This window comes from Planococcus faecalis, from assembly GCF_002009235.1.
Classification (GTDB): domain Bacteria; phylum Bacillota; class Bacilli; order Bacillales_A; family Planococcaceae; genus Planococcus; species Planococcus kocurii.
On sequence record NZ_CP019401.1, the window covers coordinates 501,418 to 525,047 of the forward strand.

At 41.6% G+C, this 23,630-nt stretch carries 24 protein-coding genes; 15 read left to right on the forward strand and 9 right to left on the reverse strand.

What is annotated here, in order from left to right; genetic code table 11:
• Nucleotides 1–120: 120 nt before the first annotated feature.
• The 3 genes from AJGP001_RS02570 to AJGP001_RS02580 all read right to left on the reverse strand — a co-directional run bounded on the left by AJGP001_RS02570 (nucleotide 121) and on the right by AJGP001_RS02580 (nucleotide 3,050).
• Nucleotides 121–840 (reverse strand): HAD-IIB family hydrolase, encoded by a 720-nt coding sequence (locus AJGP001_RS02570; RefSeq protein WP_078080111.1) that lies wholly within the window; start codon nucleotides 838–840, stop codon nucleotides 121–123.
• On the reverse strand, nucleotides 785–2,047 hold the full coding sequence (locus AJGP001_RS02575; protein WP_078080112.1) for a glycosyltransferase: 1,263 nt from the start codon (nucleotides 2,045–2,047) through the stop codon (nucleotides 785–787). The genes AJGP001_RS02570 and AJGP001_RS02575 overlap by 56 nt, the downstream gene beginning before the upstream one ends.
• Before the next feature lie 157 nt (nucleotides 2,048–2,204).
• A complete protein-coding gene (locus AJGP001_RS02580) occupies nucleotides 2,205–3,050 on the reverse strand; it encodes an MBL fold metallo-hydrolase (protein WP_078080113.1) in 846 nt (281 codons plus the stop codon).
• 167 nt (nucleotides 3,051–3,217) lie between these two features.
• Between AJGP001_RS02580 and AJGP001_RS02585 the strand changes: the two genes are divergently transcribed.
• The 3 genes from AJGP001_RS02585 (at nucleotide 3,218) to AJGP001_RS17760 (ending at nucleotide 6,442) form a co-directional block, all read left to right on the forward strand.
• Nucleotides 3,218–4,333: an NAD(P)/FAD-dependent oxidoreductase gene (locus tag AJGP001_RS02585; RefSeq protein WP_078080811.1), complete on the forward strand. Its 1,116-nt coding sequence runs from the start codon at nucleotides 3,218–3,220 to the stop codon at nucleotides 4,331–4,333.
• A gap of 16 nt (nucleotides 4,334–4,349) precedes the next feature.
• Nucleotides 4,350–5,906, forward strand: coding sequence for a GNAT family N-acetyltransferase (locus AJGP001_RS02590; protein WP_078080114.1), 1,557 nt, complete (start codon nucleotides 4,350–4,352; stop codon nucleotides 5,904–5,906).
• A 215-nt stretch (nucleotides 5,907–6,121) separates the two neighbouring features.
• Nucleotides 6,122–6,442: a DUF5658 family protein gene (locus AJGP001_RS17760; protein WP_369678758.1), complete on the forward strand. Its 321-nt coding sequence runs from the start codon at nucleotides 6,122–6,124 to the stop codon at nucleotides 6,440–6,442.
• A 67-nt stretch (nucleotides 6,443–6,509) separates the two neighbouring features.
• Here the strand turns inward: AJGP001_RS17760 and AJGP001_RS02595 are convergent, their stop codons facing one another.
• From AJGP001_RS02595 to AJGP001_RS02610, 4 genes are all read right to left on the reverse strand, one after another.
• Entirely contained in the window at nucleotides 6,510–7,691 is a 1,182-nt protein-coding gene (locus tag AJGP001_RS02595) for an MFS transporter (protein ID WP_078080115.1), read from the reverse strand.
• Nucleotides 7,692–7,805: 114 nt separating this feature from the next.
• On the reverse strand, nucleotides 7,806–10,193 hold the full coding sequence (locus AJGP001_RS02600) for a heavy metal translocating P-type ATPase (protein ID WP_078080116.1): 2,388 nt from the start codon (nucleotides 10,191–10,193) through the stop codon (nucleotides 7,806–7,808).
• 76 nt (nucleotides 10,194–10,269) lie between these two features.
• Nucleotides 10,270–10,491, reverse strand: coding sequence for a copper chaperone CopZ (gene copZ, locus AJGP001_RS02605; RefSeq protein WP_071153527.1), 222 nt, complete (start codon nucleotides 10,489–10,491; stop codon nucleotides 10,270–10,272).
• Between the two features lie 16 nt (nucleotides 10,492–10,507).
• A complete protein-coding gene (locus AJGP001_RS02610) occupies nucleotides 10,508–10,831 on the reverse strand; it encodes a metal-sensitive transcriptional regulator (protein WP_058386389.1) in 324 nt (107 codons plus the stop codon).
• A gap of 231 nt (nucleotides 10,832–11,062) precedes the next feature.
• On the opposite strand from AJGP001_RS02610, the gene AJGP001_RS17445 reads away from it, so the two are divergent.
• Nucleotides 11,063–11,203, forward strand: coding sequence for an Lmo0850 family protein (locus AJGP001_RS17445; protein ID WP_169793164.1), 141 nt, complete (start codon nucleotides 11,063–11,065; stop codon nucleotides 11,201–11,203).
• A gap of 27 nt (nucleotides 11,204–11,230) precedes the next feature.
• Here the strand turns inward: AJGP001_RS17445 and AJGP001_RS02615 are convergent, their stop codons facing one another.
• Nucleotides 11,231–12,412 (reverse strand): FtsW/RodA/SpoVE family cell cycle protein, encoded by a 1,182-nt coding sequence (locus tag AJGP001_RS02615; RefSeq protein ID WP_078080117.1) that lies wholly within the window; start codon nucleotides 12,410–12,412, stop codon nucleotides 11,231–11,233.
• Nucleotides 12,413–12,572: 160 nt separating this feature from the next.
• Here AJGP001_RS02615 and AJGP001_RS02620 point away from each other — a divergent pair, with 160 nt between their 5' ends.
• From AJGP001_RS02620 to AJGP001_RS02660, 9 genes are all read left to right on the forward strand, one after another.
• On the forward strand, nucleotides 12,573–13,343 hold the full coding sequence (locus AJGP001_RS02620; RefSeq protein ID WP_058386387.1) for a hypothetical protein: 771 nt from the start codon (nucleotides 12,573–12,575) through the stop codon (nucleotides 13,341–13,343).
• Nucleotides 13,344–13,422: 79 nt separating this feature from the next.
• Complete coding sequence (gene sugE / locus AJGP001_RS02625) at nucleotides 13,423–13,770, forward strand: quaternary ammonium compound efflux SMR transporter SugE (protein WP_071153528.1); 348 nt, start codon at nucleotides 13,423–13,425, stop codon at nucleotides 13,768–13,770.
• Nucleotides 13,770–14,087: a DMT family transporter gene (locus AJGP001_RS02630; RefSeq protein ID WP_071153544.1), complete on the forward strand. Its 318-nt coding sequence runs from the start codon at nucleotides 13,770–13,772 to the stop codon at nucleotides 14,085–14,087. Before sugE ends, AJGP001_RS02630 begins: the two co-directional genes overlap by 1 nt.
• 73 nt (nucleotides 14,088–14,160) lie before the next feature.
• The gene (locus AJGP001_RS02635; RefSeq protein ID WP_071153529.1) at nucleotides 14,161–15,231 is read left to right on the forward strand and encodes a D-alanine--D-alanine ligase; all 1,071 of its coding nucleotides are present in this window, start codon (nucleotides 14,161–14,163) and stop codon (nucleotides 15,229–15,231) included.
• Nucleotides 15,232–15,244: 13 nt separating this feature from the next.
• Nucleotides 15,245–16,603, forward strand: coding sequence for a UDP-N-acetylmuramoyl-tripeptide--D-alanyl-D-alanine ligase (locus tag AJGP001_RS02640; RefSeq protein WP_078080118.1), 1,359 nt, complete (start codon nucleotides 15,245–15,247; stop codon nucleotides 16,601–16,603).
• A gap of 71 nt (nucleotides 16,604–16,674) precedes the next feature.
• The gene (locus tag AJGP001_RS02645) at nucleotides 16,675–17,373 is read left to right on the forward strand and encodes an alpha/beta hydrolase (RefSeq protein WP_071153530.1); all 699 of its coding nucleotides are present in this window, start codon (nucleotides 16,675–16,677) and stop codon (nucleotides 17,371–17,373) included.
• 333 nt (nucleotides 17,374–17,706) lie between these two features.
• A complete protein-coding gene (gene cshA, locus AJGP001_RS02650; protein ID WP_143039510.1) occupies nucleotides 17,707–19,230 on the forward strand; it encodes a degradosome RNA helicase CshA in 1,524 nt (507 codons plus the stop codon).
• Nucleotides 19,231–19,374: 144 nt separating this feature from the next.
• Nucleotides 19,375–19,854, forward strand: coding sequence for a PH domain-containing protein (locus tag AJGP001_RS02655; protein WP_071153531.1), 480 nt, complete (start codon nucleotides 19,375–19,377; stop codon nucleotides 19,852–19,854).
• Entirely contained in the window at nucleotides 19,847–21,358 is a 1,512-nt protein-coding gene (locus AJGP001_RS02660) for a PH domain-containing protein (protein ID WP_071153545.1), read from the forward strand. The genes AJGP001_RS02655 and AJGP001_RS02660 overlap by 8 nt, the downstream gene beginning before the upstream one ends.
• Nucleotides 21,359–21,401: 43 nt before the next feature.
• Here AJGP001_RS02660 and AJGP001_RS02665 read toward each other — a convergent pair whose 3' ends face one another.
• Entirely contained in the window at nucleotides 21,402–22,010 is a 609-nt protein-coding gene (locus tag AJGP001_RS02665; protein ID WP_071153532.1) for a rhomboid family intramembrane serine protease, read from the reverse strand.
• A 68-nt stretch (nucleotides 22,011–22,078) separates the two neighbouring features.
• Between AJGP001_RS02665 and acpS the strand changes: the two genes are divergently transcribed.
• Nucleotides 22,079–22,432: a holo-ACP synthase gene (gene acpS / locus AJGP001_RS02670; protein ID WP_058386379.1), complete on the forward strand. Its 354-nt coding sequence runs from the start codon at nucleotides 22,079–22,081 to the stop codon at nucleotides 22,430–22,432.
• 15 nt (nucleotides 22,433–22,447) lie between these two features.
• Nucleotides 22,448–23,605, forward strand: coding sequence for an alanine racemase (gene alr, locus AJGP001_RS02675; RefSeq protein WP_058386378.1), 1,158 nt, complete (start codon nucleotides 22,448–22,450; stop codon nucleotides 23,603–23,605).
• The last annotated feature ends 25 nt before the right edge of the window (nucleotides 23,606–23,630 follow it).

The following is a 23,630-nucleotide window of genomic DNA, read 5'->3' on the forward strand; positions in this document are numbered from 1 at the left end:
TTACAAAATGATCTCCTACTAAATATAAACCATATAGATAAAAAAACAAACCTTTACCCTAGAACCTTAAATTTCGAAGAAAAAACCCCTTCAAACAAATTTCTGCTCAAAGGGAAAAGGTCAATCTGTATAAAAATAGCGCCAAGCTTCATGAATGCCGCCTGCAAATTCTTGTTTGGCCCGGTAAATAGACGGGTGCTCAGTTTGTTTGAGTAGTTCAGGCTGTGCATTGCCAACAATGACTGAAGGAAAACCCAGCGTCAGCATCTCCACATCATTTCCAGAATCGCCGGCAACCAACACTTTAGCTGTATTTAGCTTGTACTTATCCAAAATGTATTGAAGAGCCTGTCCTTTGCCGCTACCAGCTGGAAGTATATCGACATCACGACCGCCACTGTAAATGAGCTTGTGAGGAATGCCGGCTTTATTTAGTTGTGAACGAAAAGCTTCTACAATGGCTAAATCTGAAGCGAAGTAAGAACAGCGTGTAGTAATTGGCAAATTTTGCGAAACCAAACCTGGAATCACTCTTGCAATCGCATCTATTTGTTGGGGCATCCAAGACTTTTCCAAGAATGCAGACCATTCAAGGTCTGGCTTTAATGAATCGCCTATGTAAATGCCGGTTCCCACGTCTGTAATAAGCACGTGGGGAACCGGTAAATTTTGTTCTGACATGAGAGATAGGGCAGATTGGTAATGACGCCCGGTAATATAGATTAACGAAACTGTATAAGTTTGGGCATTATAAAAATCCAACAATTTTTTTAAACTATTGCGATCACCGACGAGCGTTCCGTCTAAATCTGTTGCCAACAAATGCGTTGCTCTGTTCATCGATAATCACCTCGTACAATGTATTTATGCGTTTGGAAATAGAGTCCCAGTCAAAATCTTTGCGCGCAATTTGCACGGCTTGACGACTTAATCGTTCAGTTAATAATGCGTTTGCTGACAAGACCTCCATCGCAATCGCCAAGTCAATTTCATTTTTTGTTTCGACTAACAGACCGGTAATACCGTCTTGAACAACGTTTTTCAATCCGCCAATATCTGAAGCAATAACGGGACTGCCACAGGCCTGGGCTTCTGCGGCGACCATTCCGAATGATTCATAAAAGCTTGGTACAATTGTAGCTGTAGCTGAGTTAAATAATAATGCCAGCTCTTCTTGAGACTGCGAACCTAAGAACTCGATGCGATGTTCAATCCCGCGAACGGCTTCACGCAGTTTTTTGTCTTTAGGTAAATTTGTTTCCAAATCGATAGATTCAGCATCTCCACCAGCAATAATCAAATAAGGTGTATCGGTAGGACCCGTTTTTTCTACTAGTAATTGAAAAGCTTTTAGCAGCGTAAAAATTCCTTTAGTTACTTCCAGTCTTCCGGCAAAAACAAAGAGAGGGTTGTGGTAACCGAATTTTTTACGTAAATGTGATCGGTTTCCACGTACTTTAAATGCTTGGTCTACACCGATGGGGATAACTTTGATGGGAGAAGGAGAGTTGACAAAAGTTTGGATCAATTGTTTTTCGTTATTAGTAGTAGCAAGTACATAGTCTGCATTTTTTAAAATAGCTCCTTCTGCATTTATCCGGCGCTGATCATGAACTCCTGTTGCTTTTTCTTTTGCCCATGCGAGTGAGTGAGCGGTGTGTACATAAGGCAATCCAAAGTCTTTCTTCAATTTTTTACCGATTAAACCAGATAACCAATAATGAGTATGGACAATATCATAGGATTCCAGATTTACTGTGCTTTTTAGCTCTTCATAAAAGGCAGGAAGCATTGTGTACATCTCATCTTTTGACACGAATCCTTTATGTCCAGATTCCAGTCTGATTACTCGACATGCTGCCCCAAACGTTTCTATTTGAGGTGCTGAAGAATCGCACCAATGAGTTGCGACGTCTACTTGCCATCCTTTGTTTTCTAATGCGAGTGCTAATTGCTTTACGTAATTATTTTGGCCACCCGCTTGTTTGCCACCGAGTTCAGCTAATGGATCGCCATGATCCGAAATAAATAATGCTTTCTTACTCATAAAAACTCAACTCCTTTTCGTGTTATTGGTCGTTTAGTAAAATAGGTTATCATAGTTATTTACCCACACTACAAAATTCTAAACATTGTATTTTGAATTGTCATTCTTTTTGGGAATCAGCAGGAACGAGAAAGCTGTTTCTGCTGATAAATGGTAGTTATTTTGTGTGGACGTATTTACCGTGAGCAGGCACCGCGGTTTTTTGAAAATTCTCTGCCAAATCAACCAATCCTTTAGCGAGAGCTGCACCAGTCATTGGTTTGCCGTGACCTGTTGCAGCGATTGAAGGCTTAAGGTCAGCCAGTTTACAGACAGACTCCCAAGCGGCACGCCAATCTGTTGTGAAATAAACAGGTGGACCATGTATTTCTTTTTTCTGTCGCAGAACTTTATACAATGAATCTTGTTTCACCGTAACAAAAGCATCGCCCGCAATGAGAAGACGATCTTGTTCGCGGAACAGTGAGACATGACCCGCTGAATGTCCTGGTGTATGAATCGATTGCCACCCCGGCATTGTTGGGACGCTGCCATCTGACGGTAGTTCATGAAGATGCGCAGAAATGTCAATTGCTTTGACTGGGAAAATGCCTGACATTTTTGCCAACAGTCCGCCTTCGACTGTCGTATCAGGCTTTGGATAATCAGTGATGCCTTTTAAGTAAGAGAATTCAAGGGGGTGCGCATAAACCGGCACTTTGTATTGTTCTAAAATATCAATGAGACTACCCACATGATCAAAATGACCATGTGTTAGAATGATGGCTTTGAGCTGATGCTCAGGTCCAAAGCGTTTTTCTGCGGCCTCGAGGATTTTATTCGCAGCATGTGGCATGCCTGCATCAATTAATACCCACTCGTTACTAGTAGTGGGATTGCCGATAAAGAAGACATTCGCTACTTGAACCGTATAGCAGTATACATCGGGAGCTATCTCGACTCCAGACCCGCTCTGAATAGAAGTTATGGGCAATAGATTTTCAGTTGATCGACTTCTTTCCATAAGAATAGTTCCTCCTCTGGTAAACTTCTGCTGACATTACTACTAATAGCTTTACCCGAAATTCTAAATTTGAATCCGTATCAGGCTAAATCTATGAGATGGATTTGAGTCTCTTGGCTGACTGGATTAGAATGAAGACACAAGACTTTTGGAAACTGGGTGTTTATATGAAATCATTACTTATTATTGGTTCAGGAATTTTAGGAGCCTCTACGGCCTACCATGCAGCCAAAGCTGGAGCGTCAGTCACTTTAATAGATAGAGGCGATAAAGGACAAGCAACGGGAGCGGCAGCGGGTATCGTTTGTCCATGGATTTCGCAGCGGAGAAACAAAGCATGGTACGGACTAGCGAAAAGCGGTGCCAAGTATTATCCTGAATTGATTCGTGAGCTTGAAGCTTTAGGTGAAACCGATACGGGTTACAAACAAGTCGGCATCGTTAGCATCCATGAAGAGAGCAAACTAGATAAGATGGAGCAAAAAGCATATGAACGAAGAGTGGATGCACCTGAAATGGGAGACATCAAGAGACTGTCATCAAAAGAAACAATAGCCCTTTTTCCGTATGCGACAGAGGAATATGGAGCGCTTTGGGTCAGCGGAGCGGCTCGAGTGGATGGAAAAGCCATTCGAGACGCTTTGATTTCTTCGGCTGTAAAACTTGGAGCAGAGCGTTTAACCGGCGATGCTGAATTGTTTGTAGAAAACTCACAAGTGGTTGGCGTTCTAGTAGAAGGACAAAAAATCTATGCAGACCGAGTCATCTCGACAGGAGGCGCATGGGCTGCAGATTTGTTCAAACCCTTGGAATTAGATTTAGATATTGTGCCACAAAAAGCGCAAATTCTTCAGTTGCAAGCAGATGAACAGAGTACAGGCGATTGGCCAGTTGCTATGGTTCCTTATGGTCAATACATTGTGCCTTTTGCGAACGGTAGAATTGTCGCTGGAGCTACCCATGAAAACGGAGTGGGCTTTGATGACAAATTAACGGCGGGCGGTATTCATCACATTCTAGATAAAACATTAGAAGCAGCACCTGGGCTTGGGCAAACGGAAATGGCGGGTGCTGCTACCGGATTTCGTCCAGCTACCACAAGTGCATTGCCGTTTATTGGTCAAGTTCCGGGCTACGAAAACTTCTATGTGGCAAACGGACTTGGCGCTTCAGGTCTGACTGCAGGTCCTTATTTGGGAGGGCAACTAGCAAAACTCGCACTTGGGGAACTTGTTGATATCGATTTAAGTCTTTACCAAGTAGAAGATGCATTTAGAAGCTGAAGGGAGGCGGAAGATCATGTATTGGTGCAAAGTTGCTCGAACCGAGGCGGAATTTAAGGACATTGCGCGTTTAAACTACGAAACCTTTGTGGAAGAAATTCCTCAACACCAAGCAAATGACAGTGGGACGCGCACGGATCTATTTCATAAACAGAATACCTACTTGATTGTGTTGTCAGGAGTGGAGGTAGTTGGAATGATTGCGCTACGTTCTGAACGTCCTTTTTCGTTGGATCTCAAAATTGGATCTATTGAAGAGTTCCTACCAGATGCCGGTAAGGTTTGTGAAATCCGTTTGCTGGCCGTTCGAAAAGAACATCGTAATGGGCGTGTTTTTTTCCTTTTAGCACGCGCCCTGTCCGATTATTGTCTCGAGCAAGGGTTTGACTCGGCAGTGATTTCCGGAACAGTCCGTCAGATGAAACTGTATGGACAGCTGGGCTTTCGAGCATTTGCGGAACCAATGGGGACAGGCGCAGCTGTCTTTGTTCCAATGGTCACGACACGTCATCAGTACAATGATTCTGTCGCAGCGAGGTTACAAGCAAAGCGCCGCTTATTTTTACCTGGTCCTGTGGCGTTAACTGCGGAACTCGCTACTCCTTTTCAAGAACCACCTATTTCTCACAGGTCCGCGGCTTTCCGTGAAGTTCGACAAGAAGTAGACCGCATGCTCGAAGAAATGACGGAAATGACTCCACATCTGCTTTCAGGGAGTGGTACTTTAGCAAACGAAGCAATGCTTGGGCAAATCAAGCGGCTAAACTCCAAAGGGCTGATTTTAGTAAATGGTGAATTTGGCAAACGGTTAGTTCAACAAGCACAGCGATTAAGCATGGAATTTGAAGTAATTGAAGAAGCGTGGGGTCAAGCTTTTCAAATGGAAAAAATAGCGCGTCAGCTGGAGCAAGAGAATGTCAGTTGGGTTTTGATGGCTCATGGCGAAACGTCTACCGGTCAATTAAATGATTTTCGTATACTCGCTGATACATGTAAACAGCGAAATGTGAAATTGTGTTTAGATTGCATTAGCAGTTTTGGTGCCGTACCGTTGTCATTGGAAAATGTGTGGCTTGCGACAGCAACGAGTGGCAAAGCACTTGGAACATTAAGTGGAGTCGCTATCGTTTTTAGTAGCCACAAAATTGATCCAGACGACAACTTGCCAAGTTATTTGGATTTGGGGCTTTATGCAACAGATGTACCGTTTACGTTTTCTGCAAGTTTATTAGAAAGCATGCATCGCGCATTAAAAGCGTATCCTGCGCGTTATGAACGCTTAAAACAACGGTTTATACAAATGAAAGAAGATACGAAAGACTGGCCAAACTTGGCTACTGGCTACCCGACGTCTCGCACATTTAAAATAATAGAAGAGACTCGATTTTTAGTCGAAGATGCTCATCTTTCAGGATTTGAGTTACATTGTGCCAGCAATTATTTGAAAGTGCGTCAGTTGTTCCAAGTTTCTTGCATCCAACCCGAGTTCGAAAAGGATTGGCAGCATTTTCTCGAGTTTCACGACGTCTATCAGCGCTATCATACAAAAGAAAAAGCCTATCATGAAGAGTGATGGGCTTTTTTTGCGAGTTTGTTGTCGCCAAGTTCTTGGTAAATCAATGACATGGGGCATGCATAGTAACTTTCTTGGTTTTAATAGAATCGACCGGTTATTCCTAAGTGTATAAAAAATATATGAACAAATACCTGTTTTTATTGTCTGAAAATTAAAAAATAAGGGTAACCCATTACTAAGGTCATGTATTTCTAGTAAATGGGGTGTAAAGCATGAGCTCTGATCAGCAAAGTAACCCGTTAAAAAAATATGTCTGGTGCTTAGTCATTTTGAATTTTTTTGATGGGATGTTGACCTATATAGGTCTCTCATTTGGTGTTATAAACGAAGCCAATCCATTGTTAGTGTCATTATCTCCCTTAGCTCTCCTCGGCATCAAAATCTTATTGTCTTGTTGTCTCTTCAGCTTTCTCTTTACACCATTCATCGAGATTCAATCCCGCACATGGCGTTATACACTTTTTTTCGCAAACTTGCTTTATTCAGGCGTTCTCCTACTTCATTTAATGTGGCTAATCATTTTGTTTGTGTAGCTAGAAGAAATTCGACTACGAAAAAAGCACCGCTAGCAGCGATGCTTATGCTAAGTAGAAACGCCAATTACGCAGAAGCATTGGCTTTGTTTGTTGTGGCTAAAGATTTAGTAGAAGCTTTAAACAGTAGGATGAGCAAGATGCTAGCTAGTGCCAACGCTGCAGATAAATAATAAATTCCCCCTGCTTGCATGGTGAGCAGCCACGTAAATGCCAAAGGACCAATAATGCGACCTAGGTTGTCCATTGAATAAGTCAATCCAGCAGCTGTACCGTACTTACCCCCTGATTCTTTTGATGTCAGTGATACCAATGCAGTACGAGAAAGGGCATTCCCAGCAGTAAAGATACTTAGTGCAACACCTGCGAAAATCAAATTGTTGGTAAAGGGGAGAAGAACCAAGCCGAGAGCTGTAACGACTTGTGCACCAATGATCCATTTTGTTTCAGCACCATCTTTTATGCGGCGGACGACGCCACCTTGAATCGCGGCATCAACCAGTCCGCTAGCGATGAACAAATAACCAAGCTGAAGTGGAGTAATGCTAATTTGGTCAATTTGAAACAATTGAAAAGTTGATTCTAACCCCGCTAGTAAAATGGTAACCATAAAGGACATTAAAAATAAATAGCGGATACGGAATTGCCAGAGTGTGCTAGAGCCTTTTGGCAAAAGTGCGCGTTTTGTTGCTTCACCTTTACGAACAGGCTCTTTTAAGACGAGGCTTGCATAGCCCATCAATAGCAGAACCAGTACTGCAGAAACCGTGAACGGTAACGAAAGAGACACAGAACCGAGCAAGCCTCCGATTGCAGGTCCAAAAATAAACCCAAGACCGATCGACATGCCAAGAAAGCCCATGTATTTATTGCGATCTTCATTTGTGGTGATATCTGCTACATAGCCTGTGACAGCCGTATAAAGTGCACCAGAGAATAGACCACCGACAATACGTGAAAAGTACAATAACATTAAATGATCTAGAAATAGTGAAAATAAGAAAAAACTCAAGCTAAAGCCGGCTAAACCGACAAGGATCAGTTTCTTGCGCCCGGTTCGATCAGAAAGTCTTCCCCATAGTGGTGCAGTGAAAAAAGAAGATAGGGCATAGATTGTGATGAGTCCACCGACATGGATTTCTGAATAACCTTGTTGAACGATTACTTCGGGTAAAATTGGGATAATAATGCCGAAACCTAAGTAAACAAAAAACTGAACGGACATCAATAGTAAGATGGTTTTTTTCATAATAAGAAATTCCCGCTTTCTGAAAAGAATGTGTCCTTATTTTACCCTGGTTTCTTCTATAGAACAATGATCGAAAAAAAGAGAGCCAGAAATGACTCTCTCAAAAATGAATAATTATTTATTTAGTTTTACACGTTGAAGTCGCAACGCATTCATCACAACTGATACGGAACTGAAAGCCATCGCTGCACCAGCAAGCCAAGGAGCTAAGAAGCCAGCTGCTGCAATTGGAATGCCGATTGTGTTATAAGCGAGTGCCCAAAACAGATTCTGTTTAATATTGCGGACAGTTAAGCGACTCATTCGAATCGCGTCGACCACTCTCAGCAAATCACCTTGCATTAATGTGATGTCGGCAGCTTCCATCGCAATCGCTGTTCCAGTGCCCATTGCCATACCAACATCAGCAGTAGCTAAAGCAGGTGCATCGTTCAATCCATCTCCAGCCATCGCAACGCGTCGGCCTTGTTCTTGAAGTTTTAAAATAACATCTGCTTTTTCGGCAGGTAAAACGCCTGCAAATACTTCATCAATGCCGACTTGTTTAGCAATCGCCATTGCTGTTTGTTCTTGATCTCCGGTTAGCATGACGACATGTAGACCCATACCGCGCATTTCCTGAATTGCCTGTTTGGCATTTTCTTTAACCGTGTCAGCTACTGCAACAAGTCCAACATACTGGCCATCGACTGCGATGAACATAACGGTTTTGCCGTCTCGTTCAAAGATTTCTGCTTGAGATTCGTCAATTGCGATTCCTTCCATCAAGCGTCGATTGCCCATTACGACTTGGCGATTTGCTACTATTGCGCGGATGCCGTGTCCTGGTATCGCTTTAAACGAACTAACGTTTAGGTTAGCGTCACCAAAATCAGAGATGGCTTGCGCCACAGGGTGTTCAGATTGACTTTCTGCGCTAGCCGCCAAATTTTTCAAATCCGTTAAGTCAAAATTAGCTACTGGAATAAAGTCTGTTACAACAGGACGCCCATTGGTGATCGTTCCTGTTTTATCCAAGACAATCGTATCGATATGTTTGGTGTTTTCTAGCGACTCAGCTGTTTTAAAAAGAACACCTTGTTCAGCAGCACGTCCAGACCCTGCCATAATGGAAGTCGGTGTAGCCAGACCAAGTGCGCAAGGGCAGGCAATAACGAGTACTGCAATGGTACTTTCGAGAGCAGCTGGAAAATTTCCTGGTGACACTAGGAAATACCAGATGATAAACGTAATGACTGCGATTCCTACGACAACAGGAACAAAAATACTGGAAATTTGGTCAGCGAGTCGCTGAATCGGCGCCTTAGATCCTTGTGCTTGTTCGACGACACGAATAATATTCGATAAGACGGTATCTTTACCAATCTTGTCAGCCTGCACGCGAAGTGAGCCGTTAGAATTGACGGTCGCCGCAAACACAGCGTCGCCTGTTTCTTTATCAACCGGCAAACTTTCACCCGTTAGCATGGATTCATCAACGGCCGAATTGCCCGAAAGAACAGCAGCATCGACAGGAATCGATGCTCCTGGTTTAATCAATAGAATATCGCCTGTTTTAACTTCTAAGATGGGCAAGCTGACGAATTTGTCTCCGCGCTCGACCAATGCATGTTGAGGCTGAAGCTTCATCAGTTTTTTTATTGCATCTGAAGAACGACCCTTGGCTCTTGCTTCAAATACTTTTCCTAAAATAATCAGCGTGATTAAGACCGCACTCGTTTCGAAGTATAACCCCATATTATGGCTCATATTCCAATTGGCAAGAACTAAATAGACACTGTAAAAGTAAGCGGCCGATGTGCCGAGTGCGACCAAAACGTCCATATTAGCTGATTTGTTTTTCAAAGAAAAATAGGCACCTTTATAGAAAGAAGCGCCAATCCAAAATTGAACAGGCGTTGCGAGTCCCCACTGGACGAGTGGATTCATCAAAATATCAGGTACATACATCCAGGACGTGAAAGAGAAGTGGCTAAACATAGTCCACAGCAAAGGGAAGGAAAATGCGGCTGATATCCAGAACAAACGAGTTTTCTTTTTGATCTCCTGTTGTTTGTAGTCGGTGGCTTCATCGCTTTCCTGATTAAGAATCGCATCATAACCGAGTGATTGAATCCGTTTGACAAAATCCTCAGGCTTGACAGCGTTGGGATTATACGAAATGTGTCCCGTTTCCATGGCTAGATTGACATTGGCTAATTGAACACCTTCCATTTTACCCAATACTTTTTCAATACGCGCCGAACAATTGGCACACGTCATCCCTTGGATAGAAAAGTCGATTTCTTCTTGTCGCACTCCGTATCCTAATTGTTCTATCTTATGTTGCATTGCCGATGCAGAGGCTTGCTCATCGTCATAGACGACCGAAGCTTTTTCGGTGGCAAAGTTGACTGTAGCTTGTGAAACGCCGGGCAATTTTTGAAGACCTTTTTCGACGCGATTTGCACACGCTGCACAGGTCATTCCAGTAATCGCCACTTCAGTTTTTTTTGTACTCATGATTCTCCCACCTTTCCTGAAATTATATACCTATTGGGGGTATAATGTTTTGAAAAAAATAACTGCGTTTCCGCAGTTACTCACTTAAAGCTGCAACATCGTATCCTTGATCTTCAATGGCTTCCGCAATTTGAGCCACATCAATAGCTGAGGCGTCATAAGCTACATCAACCGTAGCGTTTTCTAAAGAGACCTTTACTTTGTCAACTCCTGGTAAAGCCATAACACTTTCTGTTACAGATTTCACACAATGTTGGCACGACATGCCGCCTACTTGTAAATTAATTTGTTCTTTCATCGTAATTTCCTCCTTATTATTTCCGCATCATTTTTTGGATGGTTATAAGTAGTTCATCTAATACTTCTTCTTCACCATTTTCGAGACGATCTTTAACGCACCCTTTTAAATGGCCTTCTAACAAAACTTTAGTAACGCTGTTTAGTGCAGACTGAGTAGCCGCAAGTTGTGTGATGATGTCATCGCAATAAACATCTTTCTCCACCATACCTTTTATACCCCGGACTTGTCCTTCCACGCGGTTCAGTCGGTTGGTCAAATCCCTTTTAACAGAGAGGGGATGGTGGCTTTTTCGACAAGAGTTATCCAGTGCAAAGGGTTTTTCAATTAATTCGCTCATCTGAAGATTCTCCTCTCCTGAATCTGCTTATATTATACCTCTATGGGGTATGTAAATCAAAGGATTTACATTTTCTTCGCAATTGTCATCAAAATGATAAGTTTAAAATTCTGAAATGATGGTATTATATACATAGACACAGAAAAGTCAACGATTTGCATCTTGCTTATGAAACGTAGCAAGTTTACATACGTCCTTATAGGTAACGAAAAATACAAAGAGGTGATCTGGATGGCGAAAAACGTAGACGTTCGCAACATTGTTTCAAATTTATCGAAACTAGGAATCCAAGCAAAAATCACAAAATCCCGAGTCGAGTTAATAAAAGCAATTGCCTTGCCGCAACCAATCCAAGCGCAATCTCAACAATAAAAACTCCGGCGCACTGCGCCGGAGTTTTTATTTTTTGTTTTTATCGAACATATAGTTCTTGTGATGAAATTTCATACTAAAGACAATTCCGAGTGCTAGCATATTCCCGATCAACGAACTACCTCCGTAACTAATGAAGGGAAGCGGAATCCCCGTAATTGGCAAAAGTTGAATCGTCATGCCGATGTTCTGGAATACGTGAAATGTAATCATCGCAATAATTCCTGCACACACATAAGTGCTGAACATATCTTTGAATTGCAGTGTTATCTTGGTCAAATGATAGATAAGCATGAAAAACAAGATGATAACAGTACTCGCTCCGACAAATCCGAAATCTTCTGAGATCACAGTAAAGATAAAATCTGTATGATTTTCTGGCACGTAAACCTGTCGTCCTTGATAACCTTTGCCGAATACTTCTCCTGATCCGATAGCATTCAATGCAGCAATTAAATTATATCCGCCAGATTCTGCGTAGGAATACGGGTCAAGCCACGTATAAATACGTTCGAACATATATGGTTTTAATCCAAAAGCGCTAGACAGAAAATCTTGGGCATTAATAGTCATCCATAGTAAAATGCTGCCAACAACAGCGACACCACCAAAACTCGGCGCAATAATCTTCCAAGAAATTCCTGACACAACCACAACGGCTAAAGTGATAGCAATAAAAACAAGAGCAGTTCCTAAATCAGGTTGAAGCAGGATAAAGCCAAGAGGGATAGCCAGACAAAGACCAATTTTTCCGAGAAGAAAAAAATCGGATTTGATGGATTTTATCAAATTTTGTTCGTGGTGAGTAGAAATCATTTTTGCCAGCGCTAATATATAGAAAGTTTTCATAAACTCAGCGGGCTGAATGTTGACAAATGGTGTGTGAAACCAAGCTTTGGCACCGTTGACTGGCTCAGCTATCTGACCAACACCATCAGGCGAAATCATAAGTAGAATCAGCAAGAAAATACCGAAACCATATAAGTAATAAGCCATCTTCTTGTATTGTTCAGGATCAAAATACATCAAAACCCCAATCATTACGACAGAAACAACATAAAATAAAGCTTGTCTTGGAACAAAGTTCGTTAAATACTGACCAGAAGTCTGAGCAGAAGAAATGGCCACTAGACTGATGATGAAGAATAGAAATAAGATGAAAGCTAGCGACCAGTCGATTCGATCGGTAAAGCTTTTGTTAGTTTGCATGGTATTTTCACCTGTACTTTTTATTATTGTGAGTCGAAAACTATTATAACGTATATAACTGCAATATGCGCATGATAAAAGTAATGACGCTTTCGAAGCAGGTATGTTTCATATTTCTTCTTTTTGAACGTATAATAAGAAACGGAATGGAGTGGAGGAAATGGAGAGAAAACCGTTGAACGCGGACGTCTACATACAGCATTTATATATATACTTGAACGAATCTGATCAATTTGCCTTATTCAGCGGACTGACTTTTGCCCATTTTTTGGATGCTATGAAATTGCCTAAAAATCTTCTATTATTAAAGCATCCCTATGAAGATGCATCTTTTAATATGCATACCCATATGGAGTTTGCTACACAAGAAGAGTTTGGTCAGTTGAGAAGAGCGCGTGCAAATAAGAAAAGTGAATTTTGTTGGATTGATTTTAGGAGTGAAAAGCAATTAAATTCTTTGACGCCTCAAGAACAAGCCGAATTGCTGTATATTGGCCACAAAAAAGAGCCGCTCAAGACACCGTTTTATTCAACTCTTCAAAATGAATTTGTCTATTTATCGAGTGAAGAAGAAGAAACCACAAAAATTTACTTCCGCAAATTAGAGCGCCTGAATGAGCTGGTCGGAAATTACTTTACGTATTTAATTCGGCGAGAAGAGAACGGACAGAACTTTTGGCGACGTAAAGCAAAAGACTTAATCCCAGAGTTGCCTGCTGAAATTCTTCAATCCTTGAAAAAGAATTATCGTGAAGGCGTACTCATTTCATTGGCAGACCCCGAAAAAACGAAAAACACGATTGAATTGCACATTCGTCCAGTAGAAGAGATTTCATTTTTGGATGAATTTTGGTCCGACATTGAAGAATATACAAAACAAGGGGTTTCACGTAAGATTATCTACGATAGAAAACAAAAAACGTGGAAATGATACCTGTCAGCAGGTATCATTTTTTTGAATCGATGCTCTACTCCAACTGAGCAAGTGTAAAAAGAAAGAAGGGAATTACATGGCCTGGATTTATCTCATGATTGCGGGAATTACAGAAATTTTATGGGCAATCGGCTTGAAGTTTGCTGAAGGCTTTACGAACTTAGTTCCTTCACTTATAACATTTGTTTTTATCGTCATCAGCTTTATGTTGTTTGCGATTGCGATGAAAACAATTCCAATCGGTACGGCTTATGCAGTATTTACTGGTATTGGTGCTGCAGGTACAGCCATTTTAGGTATCGTTTTATTTAATGAAAACGCTAGTTTAGAAAAGCTGTTCTTTTTAAGTTTATTGCTAGTTGGGATAATTGGGTTAAAAGTTTTAGACGGGAAAGAAACTTCGAGTAAGGGCGTGCAGTCATGATGGATTGGCTGATATTAATAATTGCGGGATTGTTTGAAGTGGCGTTTGTCACTACTATGAAACTATCCAACGGCTTTAAGATAAAACGGTACACAGCGCTAACGATTTTGTGCGGCGCGCTTAGCTTTTATTTGCTGTCACTGGCGTTAACAACAATTGCGCTTGGAACAGGCTATGCTGTATGGACAGGCATCGGTGCTGCAGGAAGCGTTCTAGTCGGTATGCTATTTTTCAAAGAAAGCAAGCAACTAGCAAAAATATTTTTTCTATCCTGTATTTTAGCAGGAGTCATTGGCCTGAAAATTTTCGGTGGCTGACATGAAAAAAATATTAGTCACTGCAGGTTCGTGATAAACTAAGAAATATGGATAACGAAATGAGGTCTCTTGGATGAAAAAACGAGTCGGTTTATTATATGGAGGCAAATCGGCAGAGCATGAAGTTTCTCTGTCTACAGCCTTAGCAGTTACAAATGCAATAGATTTTGAAGCATATGAAATTTACCCAATTTATATCACGCAAGACGGCGAGTGGAGAAAAGGGGATCGTCTTGAAGGCGCAGTAAAAACAATTGAACAGCTTCAATTGCCTGGAGAATCTTCGAAACCCAATGATATTTCTGGATTTCTTCCATCACAAAGTAGTGACGTGCTGGACGTTATTATTCCCTTGTTGCATGGACCAAATGGCGAAGATGGAACGGTTCAAGGTCTTCTTGAAGTGATGAATATCCCATATGTTGGGAATGGTGTACTGGCATCTTCTGCAGGTATGGACAAAGTCGTAATGAAGCAATTATTTGAGCAGGCAGGTTTAAAACAAACGCCTTATGTGTATTTTATAAGAAGAGACTGGGATCAGAACCAAGGTTTTTGGTTGGATAAAATAGAATCAGAACTTGTATGGCCGCTTTTTGTGAAACCTGCTAATTTAGGATCAAGTGTAGGAATCAGCAAGGCTGACAATCGCGAAGAACTAATTTTAGCCGTAAAAGAAGCATTGAAATTTGATCGCAAAATCGTCATTGAACAAGGAGTGGAAGCTCGTGAAATCGAAGTTGGCGTTCTCGGAAATGACGAACCAGCTTGTTCAGTAGCAGGTGAAATTAAGCCATTAAAAGCTTTTTATGATTACCAGGCGAAGTACAAAGACGGCAATACAGCCATGATTATTCCGGCTGAATTAGACGAATCGGTTTATGCAAGACTAGAAACAGATGCTAAGAAAGCCTTTAAAATACTGGACTGTTCTGGGCTTGTCCGAGCAGATTTTTTTGTCACAGTGGATAGTGAAATTCTAATTAACGAAGTGAATACATTACCAGGCTTTACACCTTACAGTATGTTCCCGTTACTGTGGGAACATACTGGTTTGCCTTATCCGAAGTTAATTGAACGCCTTATCGCTTTAGCAATCGAACGGCACGAAGAAAAACAATTACTGCAAGTTAAAATAGACTGAGTGGAGAAACCAAATGAAAAAAAAGATTGAACAAGTAGCCAAATGGCTAGACATCAAAACTAATTTAAAGGGCTTCGACGTTACAGGGGTCTCAATTAACACGAGAACGCTCGAGCCGGGTGATTTGTTCATCCCTTTTCGTGGAGAAAAAGTAAATGGACATAAGTACGTCCGTTCAGCTATCGAATTAGGTGCGGTAGCTTCTTTATGGCAGCGCGATGAGCCAGGAGCACCAGAAGATTTACCGTTGCTATTTGTGGAGGATTGCGAAGTAGCTTTGCAAGAGATGGCTCGTACGTACCGCGATGAATTGTCAGCGATTGTGATTGGAATCACCGGTTCAAATGGTAAAACTTCGACAAAGGATCTGGTAGCAAGTGTCTTAAAGCCTTATTTTAAAGTGCAGAAAACGCCAGGTAACTTTAATAATCAGCTAGGTTTGCCTCTAACCATTTTGTCTCTAGAAGAAGATACGAAAGTTGCTGTCCTCGAAATGGGAATGAGCGGCAAAGGACAAATTGAGTTTTTGTCAGAATTAGCGCGTCCCGATTATGCCATTATCACCAATATAGGCGAAGCACATTTGCAAGACCTTGGATCTCGTGAAGCTATCGCCGAAGCGAAATTCGAAATTACTGCAGGTTTACAACAGCATGGCAAGCTTTTCTATGATGGCGATGAGCCTCTATTGCAACCCTTTATGGAAACTTTTCCACAAGGTGTTTCTTTTGGATTCGACGACAACAATGAGTTGACAGTGACAGATATTAAAGCTACTGAAGATGGCAGCAGCTTTATGGTTAGTGGGATTATAGACGCTGCATTCACTATTCCAGTTTTAGGGGAGCATCAAGTGAAAAATACGCTTGCCGCTATTTTGGTTGCACTCGAAGCAGGCTTATCGGAAGAGCAAATCCGTAAATCTTTAAAAGATGCAGCACTGACCGATATGCGGATGCAGATGATTCAAGCAGATAACGGTGCGATGTTTATTAACGACGCTTACAATGCAGCTCCGTCATCAATGACTGCAGCGCTAAATTTTATTCGTGAAACGACAATGAAAGACAAAAAGTGGGTAGTGCTAGGGGATATGCTTGAACTTGGAGACAATGAGCAAAACTATCACGAAGCACTTAGTAAGTACATTTCGGATAATTTAGCAGGCGTTTGTCTATATGGTCCTCGTATGAAGTGGCTTTACGATAAGTTGCAGCCGAGTTATGCAGGCAAGCTATTATGGAGCGAAACGGAATATGAACCGATTATCAAGCTGTTGCAAACTTATACAAATAAAGACTCCGTTATCTTGGTAAAAGGTTCTCGGGGGATGGCTTTAGAAAACATTATCGAACCTTTCGTCACAGCGTAGTTGTGGAAAAGTGCAATTGACGGTGATGTTTGAAATACCACGTTGTTAAGTGGTGAGAAGAGGCGAGTGGATTGAAAACTGGTGTTCTTTGTATACACGGCTTTACAGGAGGACCGTTTGAAGTTGAGCCTTTTGTTGATTTTTTAAACGAACAAACCGACTGGATTGTAGAAATACCGACACTGCCAGGGCACGGTGAAAAACTAGCGCTAAAGAGAATGTCGGCAGAAAGTTGGATGATGGAAGCGGAATTAGCCTTAAAAAGGCTAAAAAAATCAGCGGATCACATCATTGTTGTCGGATTTTCGATGGGTGGTTTGATTGCTATGTATTTGGCCATGCGCTATAAGATCGACCGGCTTGTACTATTAAGTGCTGCTGCTAAATACATTAGCCCAGTACAGATTCTTAAAGAAGTGCAAGAGGTATTAAAAGATATAGTATCTGGAAAAATAGCAGAAAATGCACCTTTGCATCTTTACCAATACAAACTGACGAATACACCTGTCAGCTCGGCTATTGAATTTTTGCGAGTAGTCAAAATGGTAGAACCTTATTATTCTAAGATTACTGTGCCTGTTTGTATTGTCCAAGGTAACAGGGATAGCATCGTGCCTGCTTCGGCCGCGGACTTTATCTATAACCATATTGGGGCAGTTGAAAAACAGATGATTCGTTCGGAGCTTGGCAAACATTTAATCTGCTATAGCGAAGATCGAGAAGAGTGGTTCGAGGACGTTTTTGAATTTATGAACAGAGGATTAGAGTAAACTGATTATTGGAACCTTTGCGTATTGATTGCAAATAAAAAAAATACATGTTATTCTTTTGAAAGCAATGGATACATTTTTGAGAAACTCTTCCCCGTGAAGAGTATTTTTTTGAGCAAAACGGTTTGTTCTATAGATAGGGCATCAAACGCCCGCCGATCAGACCGCTCGGCAAAGCCCGAGCTTTTCCTGTTCACACATCCCCTCTGACTTAAAACTACAGAGTATGATTTTCGACGTGAAACTTCCTCATAAAGGCTCGCCCTTGTCACGAATTCATCTAAAATGTACACCATTTGTAAATCAGATGAAGACAAAAGGAGATTGAAAAATTTGGTAAAATTTTCAGAGTTAAATATTAGCGAAACAACTTTAAAGTCCGTAAAACGTATGGGGTTTGAAGAAGCAACACCAATTCAAGAGGGAACAATCCGTCTTGGAATGGAAGGTAAAGACATTATTGGACAAGCGCAAACTGGTACTGGTAAAACTACAGCTTTCGGTATTCCTTTGATTGAAAAAATCGACACTAAAGACGGTAACGTTCAAGGATTAATCATCGCACCAACACGCGAATTGGCAATCCAGGTTTCTGAAGAACTTTACAGATTGGGACAAGATAAAAACGTACGTATTCTTTCAGTATACGGCGGCCAAGAAATTAGCCGACAAATCCGTGCACTTAAAAACCGTCCGCAAATTATCGTTGGTACTCCAGGACGTCTATTAGACCATATCAACCGTCGTACGCTTAAATTGGACAATGTAAACACATTAATCCTTGATGAAGCAGACGAAATGTTGAACATGGGCTTTATCGAAGACATTCAAACAATTATGGCAAGTGTTCCTGATACTCGTCAGACATTGTTGTTCTCAGCAACTATGCCGGATGCAATCCGTCGCATTGCAGAGAAGTTCATGAAAACTCCAGAAATCGTTAAAATCAAATCAAAAGAAATGACTGTTGAAAACATTGAGCAGTTCTACGTGAAGTCTGTAGAGCGCGAGAAATTTGATTTCCTTTCACGTCTTTTGAATGTTCAACAACCGGAACTTGCGATCGTTTTCGGACGCACAAAACGCCGTGTTGATGAATTAGCTAAAGCTTTGAATATCCGCGGCTACCTTGCTGAAGGAATTCATGGTGACTTGAGCCAAGCAAAACGTATGTCTGTTTTAAAACAGTTTAAAGCCGGCAAAATCGATATCTTGGTAGCAACAGATGTAGCAGCTCGCGGACTTGATATCTCAGGCGTGTCACACGTATACAACTTTGATATTCCACAAGATCCTGAAAGCTATGTTCACCGTATCGGCCGTACGGGTCGTGCAGGTAAAAAAGGAGTCGCAGTAACGTTTGTAACACCACGTGAAATGGGCTACTTGGGCATTGTTGAACGCACTACGAAGAAAAAAATGGAAGCTTTAATTCCTCCAACTGCGAACGAGGCTGTACTTGGTCAAAAACGCGTTGCGATGGAACAATTGTTTGAAATGACAGAGAAAAACAATCTTGGCGATTACCGTGAATTCGCGGCGCAAATGCTTGAAAAGCATGATGCGGTTGACTTGATTGCAGCAGCTCTTAAAACAATGACTAAAGAACCGGAAGATGTTCCAGTATCAATTTCCGAAGAACGTCCTTTGCCATCACGTGGAGGCGGCGGATATAAAGGTAAAGGCGGCGGCGGACGCAGTTCTGGAGGCGGCGGTTACAAAGGTAATCGTTCATCAGGTTCAGCTCGTCCATCATCAAGCCGTGGAGCAAGCTCAGGCGCAAGCCGTCGTCGTGAAGGCGGAAGTGCAACTGGCGGCGGACGTCCAGGACGTACGACTCGTCGTAGCGAATCTTAATACCGATTAATTCAAAGGACGTATGCCGAACAGGAAACTGTTTGGCGTACGTTCTTTTTTGCTGTCTACATATCATGTACAATGGAATGAAACGTCTGAATAAGTAACTCGTATACTGATAAAGAAGCGATTGGAGAGAAATAAATGGAAAATCAGCCCAAAAATCAAATTTCAAGAAAAGGCTTAACGGTTTGGCGTGTTTACGGCAGTATGGAAACTACGGTTATTGCGCTGGTTGCTATTGGGGCAGGTGTGTTAACGTATTTCTTTGATTGGCCACAATGGTTATATGCTGTTTACGGTGCGGTTATTTTGCTGTTTGGCTTTTTGCTCATTTACTTATTTCCGAAGATTCGTTGGCAGCGCTGGCGTTATGAAGTGCGAGAACAGGAAATTGAATTACAGCATGGCTTGTTCATTGTGACCCGTACATTAGTACCCATGGTTCGTGTCCAGCACGTAGATACTGAGCAAGGACCAATTTTACGGAAATATGATTTGGCACAAATTTCGATTTCGACAGCGGCAACCACTCATACAATTCCGGCATTGATAACGGCGGAGGCTGATGAACTAAGAGCTAGAATTTCTAGTTTAGCAAGGGTGGCGGAAGATGATGTCTAAAGAACGCTATAAACTGCATCCCATTTCTGCTTTTTTAAATTTCATTAAAGGATTAAAGGAATTAATCCTACCGTTTATTATTATTTTTGGAGTCAATCTATTCAGAGACGGTGGAATTAGCTCGATGTTCAATCAAGGATGGCAGGGGTTAATTCCGGTATTAATAGGAAGCGTTGTGTTAATTTTTCTGTTAGTTGGTGGAATTATTAAGTGGAAGCGTTTTGTGTATTGGTTCGAGGATGGAGAATTAAGGATTGAGTATGGCCTATTTGTAAAGAAAAAGAGGTATATTCCGTTCGAACGGATTCAAAGTCTAAATTATACAGAAGGAATTTTTCATCGGCCATTTGGGTTAGTAAAAGTGAAAGTAGAAACAGCAGGCTCAGGAAAAGTGGGGCAGGCCGAAGCTGAACTAACAGCAATTTCGCGAGAAGATGCAGATCGTATCGAAAATGAAATAGAAAAAGCTAAGCAACATCCTACAGAAGAAGTTTTTTCAGAAATGGGACCGATAGAATATGTGGAAGTCCCTGCTAAAAAAGTGACTACAGAACTTTATCGCATGTCTATGAAAGAATTAATGATTCTTGCAACGACTTCCGGCGGAATTGGCGTAGTCATTTCAGCAGTCGCAATTTTTCTTTCCCAATTTTCTGAGTTTATACCGTATGATGCCATTTATGAAGAAGTCATGCTATTTTTGCGTTTTGGTGTATTGATTGTTGCGTTAACACTCTTTTTTATCTTATTGATTGCATGGATTATTTCCGTAATTATGACAATTGTCGCAAATTACCAATTTAGCCTTCAACGCGATGAAGACCATATTTATATTACTAGAGGATTATTAGAGAAAAAGAAAATTTCAGTTCCGTTAAAGAGAGTTCAAGGAATTAAAGTGAGTCAGAATCCTTTGCGTGAGCTTTTTGGATATGCGACGGTCGTAGTTGAAAGTGCAGGTGGCTCAGTTGGCGATAAGGATGAAAAAATTCGTCTGTTTCCGTTAGTGAAAGTGAGTCGGATGCGACCTATACTAACAGAGCTGTTTCCGGAACTGCAATGGACACCGGAATTGGTTAAGGCGCCGAAACGCAGCATTCACTTTTTCTATCGCCTGAATTTAGTTTGGCTGTTTCCTGGGATTGTCGCTTTAGGTTATTTTTTCTATCCATATGGATTGCTAACGTTGTTTGTTGTGCCGATTATTGTGATCTCTGGAGTTTGGCAGCACAGGACGGTCGGCTATTCGTTAGCTGAAAAGCAACTAACGATGCAATTTAGAGGGCTTAGTAAAAATCGCTATTATATTTTGAAAAAAAGGATTCAAGTTATTCAAGTGACGCAAAGCTATTTCCAGCGTCGTAAAGGAATTGCATCGATTCATGCAACGATTAAAGCGGGTATGGCAGGAGCTACTGCAACGATTGCCCATATGGAAAAAGAAGACGCAAGTCGGATTTTGTCTTGGTATGAACCATCTGGAACAAAAGAGGTTGAAGAGTAAAAAAGTCCAAAAAAACAGCCGGAATGTAATATTCCGGCTGTTTTTATTTTTTAGCTCGCCAGCTAACAATTCGTTTAGGGTGGAAGTAGCTGAGTCCAATAAGGAACCCGGTAATCATTCCGGCGATGTGGGCTGTTACGTTAACGTTTGGCGTCAGGAAAGTCATGACTATACTAATGACGATAATAGGGAGTATAATTTGTTTGAGTTGCGGTAAAGCACGTCCTCCGTAATACACCAACGCGCCAAATGCACCAAAGACTCCAAAAATCGCACCACTCGCTCCGACATGTGCGTAATCGAGCGGCTGTAAAAAGTAAGTAGCCGCAGAAGCGAAAAATCCTGCCAACAGGTAGATTGTAATGAAACGAACTTTTCCAGTCAAACGTTCTAATTCAGGCCCGAACAAGAACAAGGAGAACATGTTAAACAGGAGATGCATCAATCCTCCATGTAAAAACATGGGTGTAATGAATCGCCACCACTGACCTTCAGCAATGTAAAAGTTGGATCCAACGCCATAAAAGTAAAGCCAATCACCGAGTAAAGGCAATAAACCCAGTACATAGACCAATAAATTAAGCGCGATCAAAGTAGAAACGACCGGATATAGCCGCAAGTATTGCTTAAAGCTTTCTGTTCGAATAAACATTTTGTCACCTCTATTTCATACATTTAATTATACCTGTTACTGGTTTGTGATTGAAAGGAGAAACATTTATGATTACAGGAATTGGGATAGATATCGTTGAATTGTCGCGAATTCGACGAATAGATGCCAAGTCACCAAAATTTCGCGAACGTGTATTAACTGAATTTGAACAGGCTGAATACAGTCGATTAACAGAAACGAGAAAAGCAGAGTTTTTAGCAGGGCGCTTTGCGGCTAAAGAAGCATTTTCTAAAGCTAAAGGCACTGGAATTGGTGGTGCCTGTTCTTTTCAAGATATTGAAATTAGAAAAGACGCTAAAGGCAAGCCGTCTATTTATTTCAAGCATATGGAAACGGGTCTAGTATCGATTACTCATTCCAAAGAATTTGCAGCGGCACAAGTTCTTCTACAAACAATTTAACTGGGTGGTGTCAATATGACAGAACAGTATCGACCGACAAAAGCGGTCATTAGTCTAGAAGCAATCAAAAAAAATTTAACCGTGTTTCAAGAAAAAAGTGGAGATGCGAAAGTGATTGCAGTGGTAAAAGCAGATGCTTACGGACATGGGGTTTTAGCGGTGGCAAAGGCAGTTATCGAAACGGGTGTCGATATGCTAGCAGTTGCAACACCAGACGAAGCTCTTTTCCTGCGCGACCAAGGCATTGAAACGGAGTTACTGGTACTAGGTGCGACACCTGCCAAATTTATTCGGGTTGCGCAACAGCGCAATATTATTGTGACAGCTATTTCTCTTGATTGGTTATCGATGGCTGCCAGTCATTTGGAAGAGAAGTTAGAGATGCTAAAAATTCACTTGAAAGTCGATACCGGGATGAGACGCATTGGTATTCAACTGGATGAAGTAGATCAGGCGCTAGGCATTATTGCGGATCACGACTTTAGTTTTAACGGGATCTTTACGCATTTCGCAACTGCAGACGAAGAGGATTCTTCTCTATTTAACCAACAGGTTCACGCCATGAACAGTGTCATTAAACAATTGGAAGACCCGTCTGTCATGGTCCATGTATCCAATAGTGCAGCCGCCATCATGCATCCAGAGTTGACGAGTGACGCGGTGCGCGTAGGAATTTCGTTGTACGGCATTGCGCCTTCTCCGTACGTCGGTCAGGAAATGGAATTTCATTTGTATCCTGCACTGAGCCTAGAAACAGAAATTGTTCATGTGAAAAAAGTAAAAGCTGGAGAAGCGTTAAGTTACGGAGCGACTTACCGTGCGGCACGAGACGAGTGGGTTGGAACGATTCCAATTGGTTATGCAGATGGCATGTTGCGAGGACTACAAGGGCAGGATGTGTTAGTAAACGGACAACGTACTCCGATTATTGGGCGAATTTGTATGGATCAATGTATGATTCGACTTTCTAAAAAGGTGCCTGTGGGTGAAAAAGTCCAGTTGATTGGACGTCAAGGAGAGCAGCAAATTTTTATTGATGAGTGGGCTGATAGACTGGAGACAATTCCATATGAAATTCCTTGTATCTTAACAAAACGAGTACCGCGTGTTTACTCCGAAAGCGCGGAGGTTTCCGATTTGTCTTTTCACAAGCTTGATAAAATGGTAAGATGAAGCAGACGAAGACAGAAGAACGGGA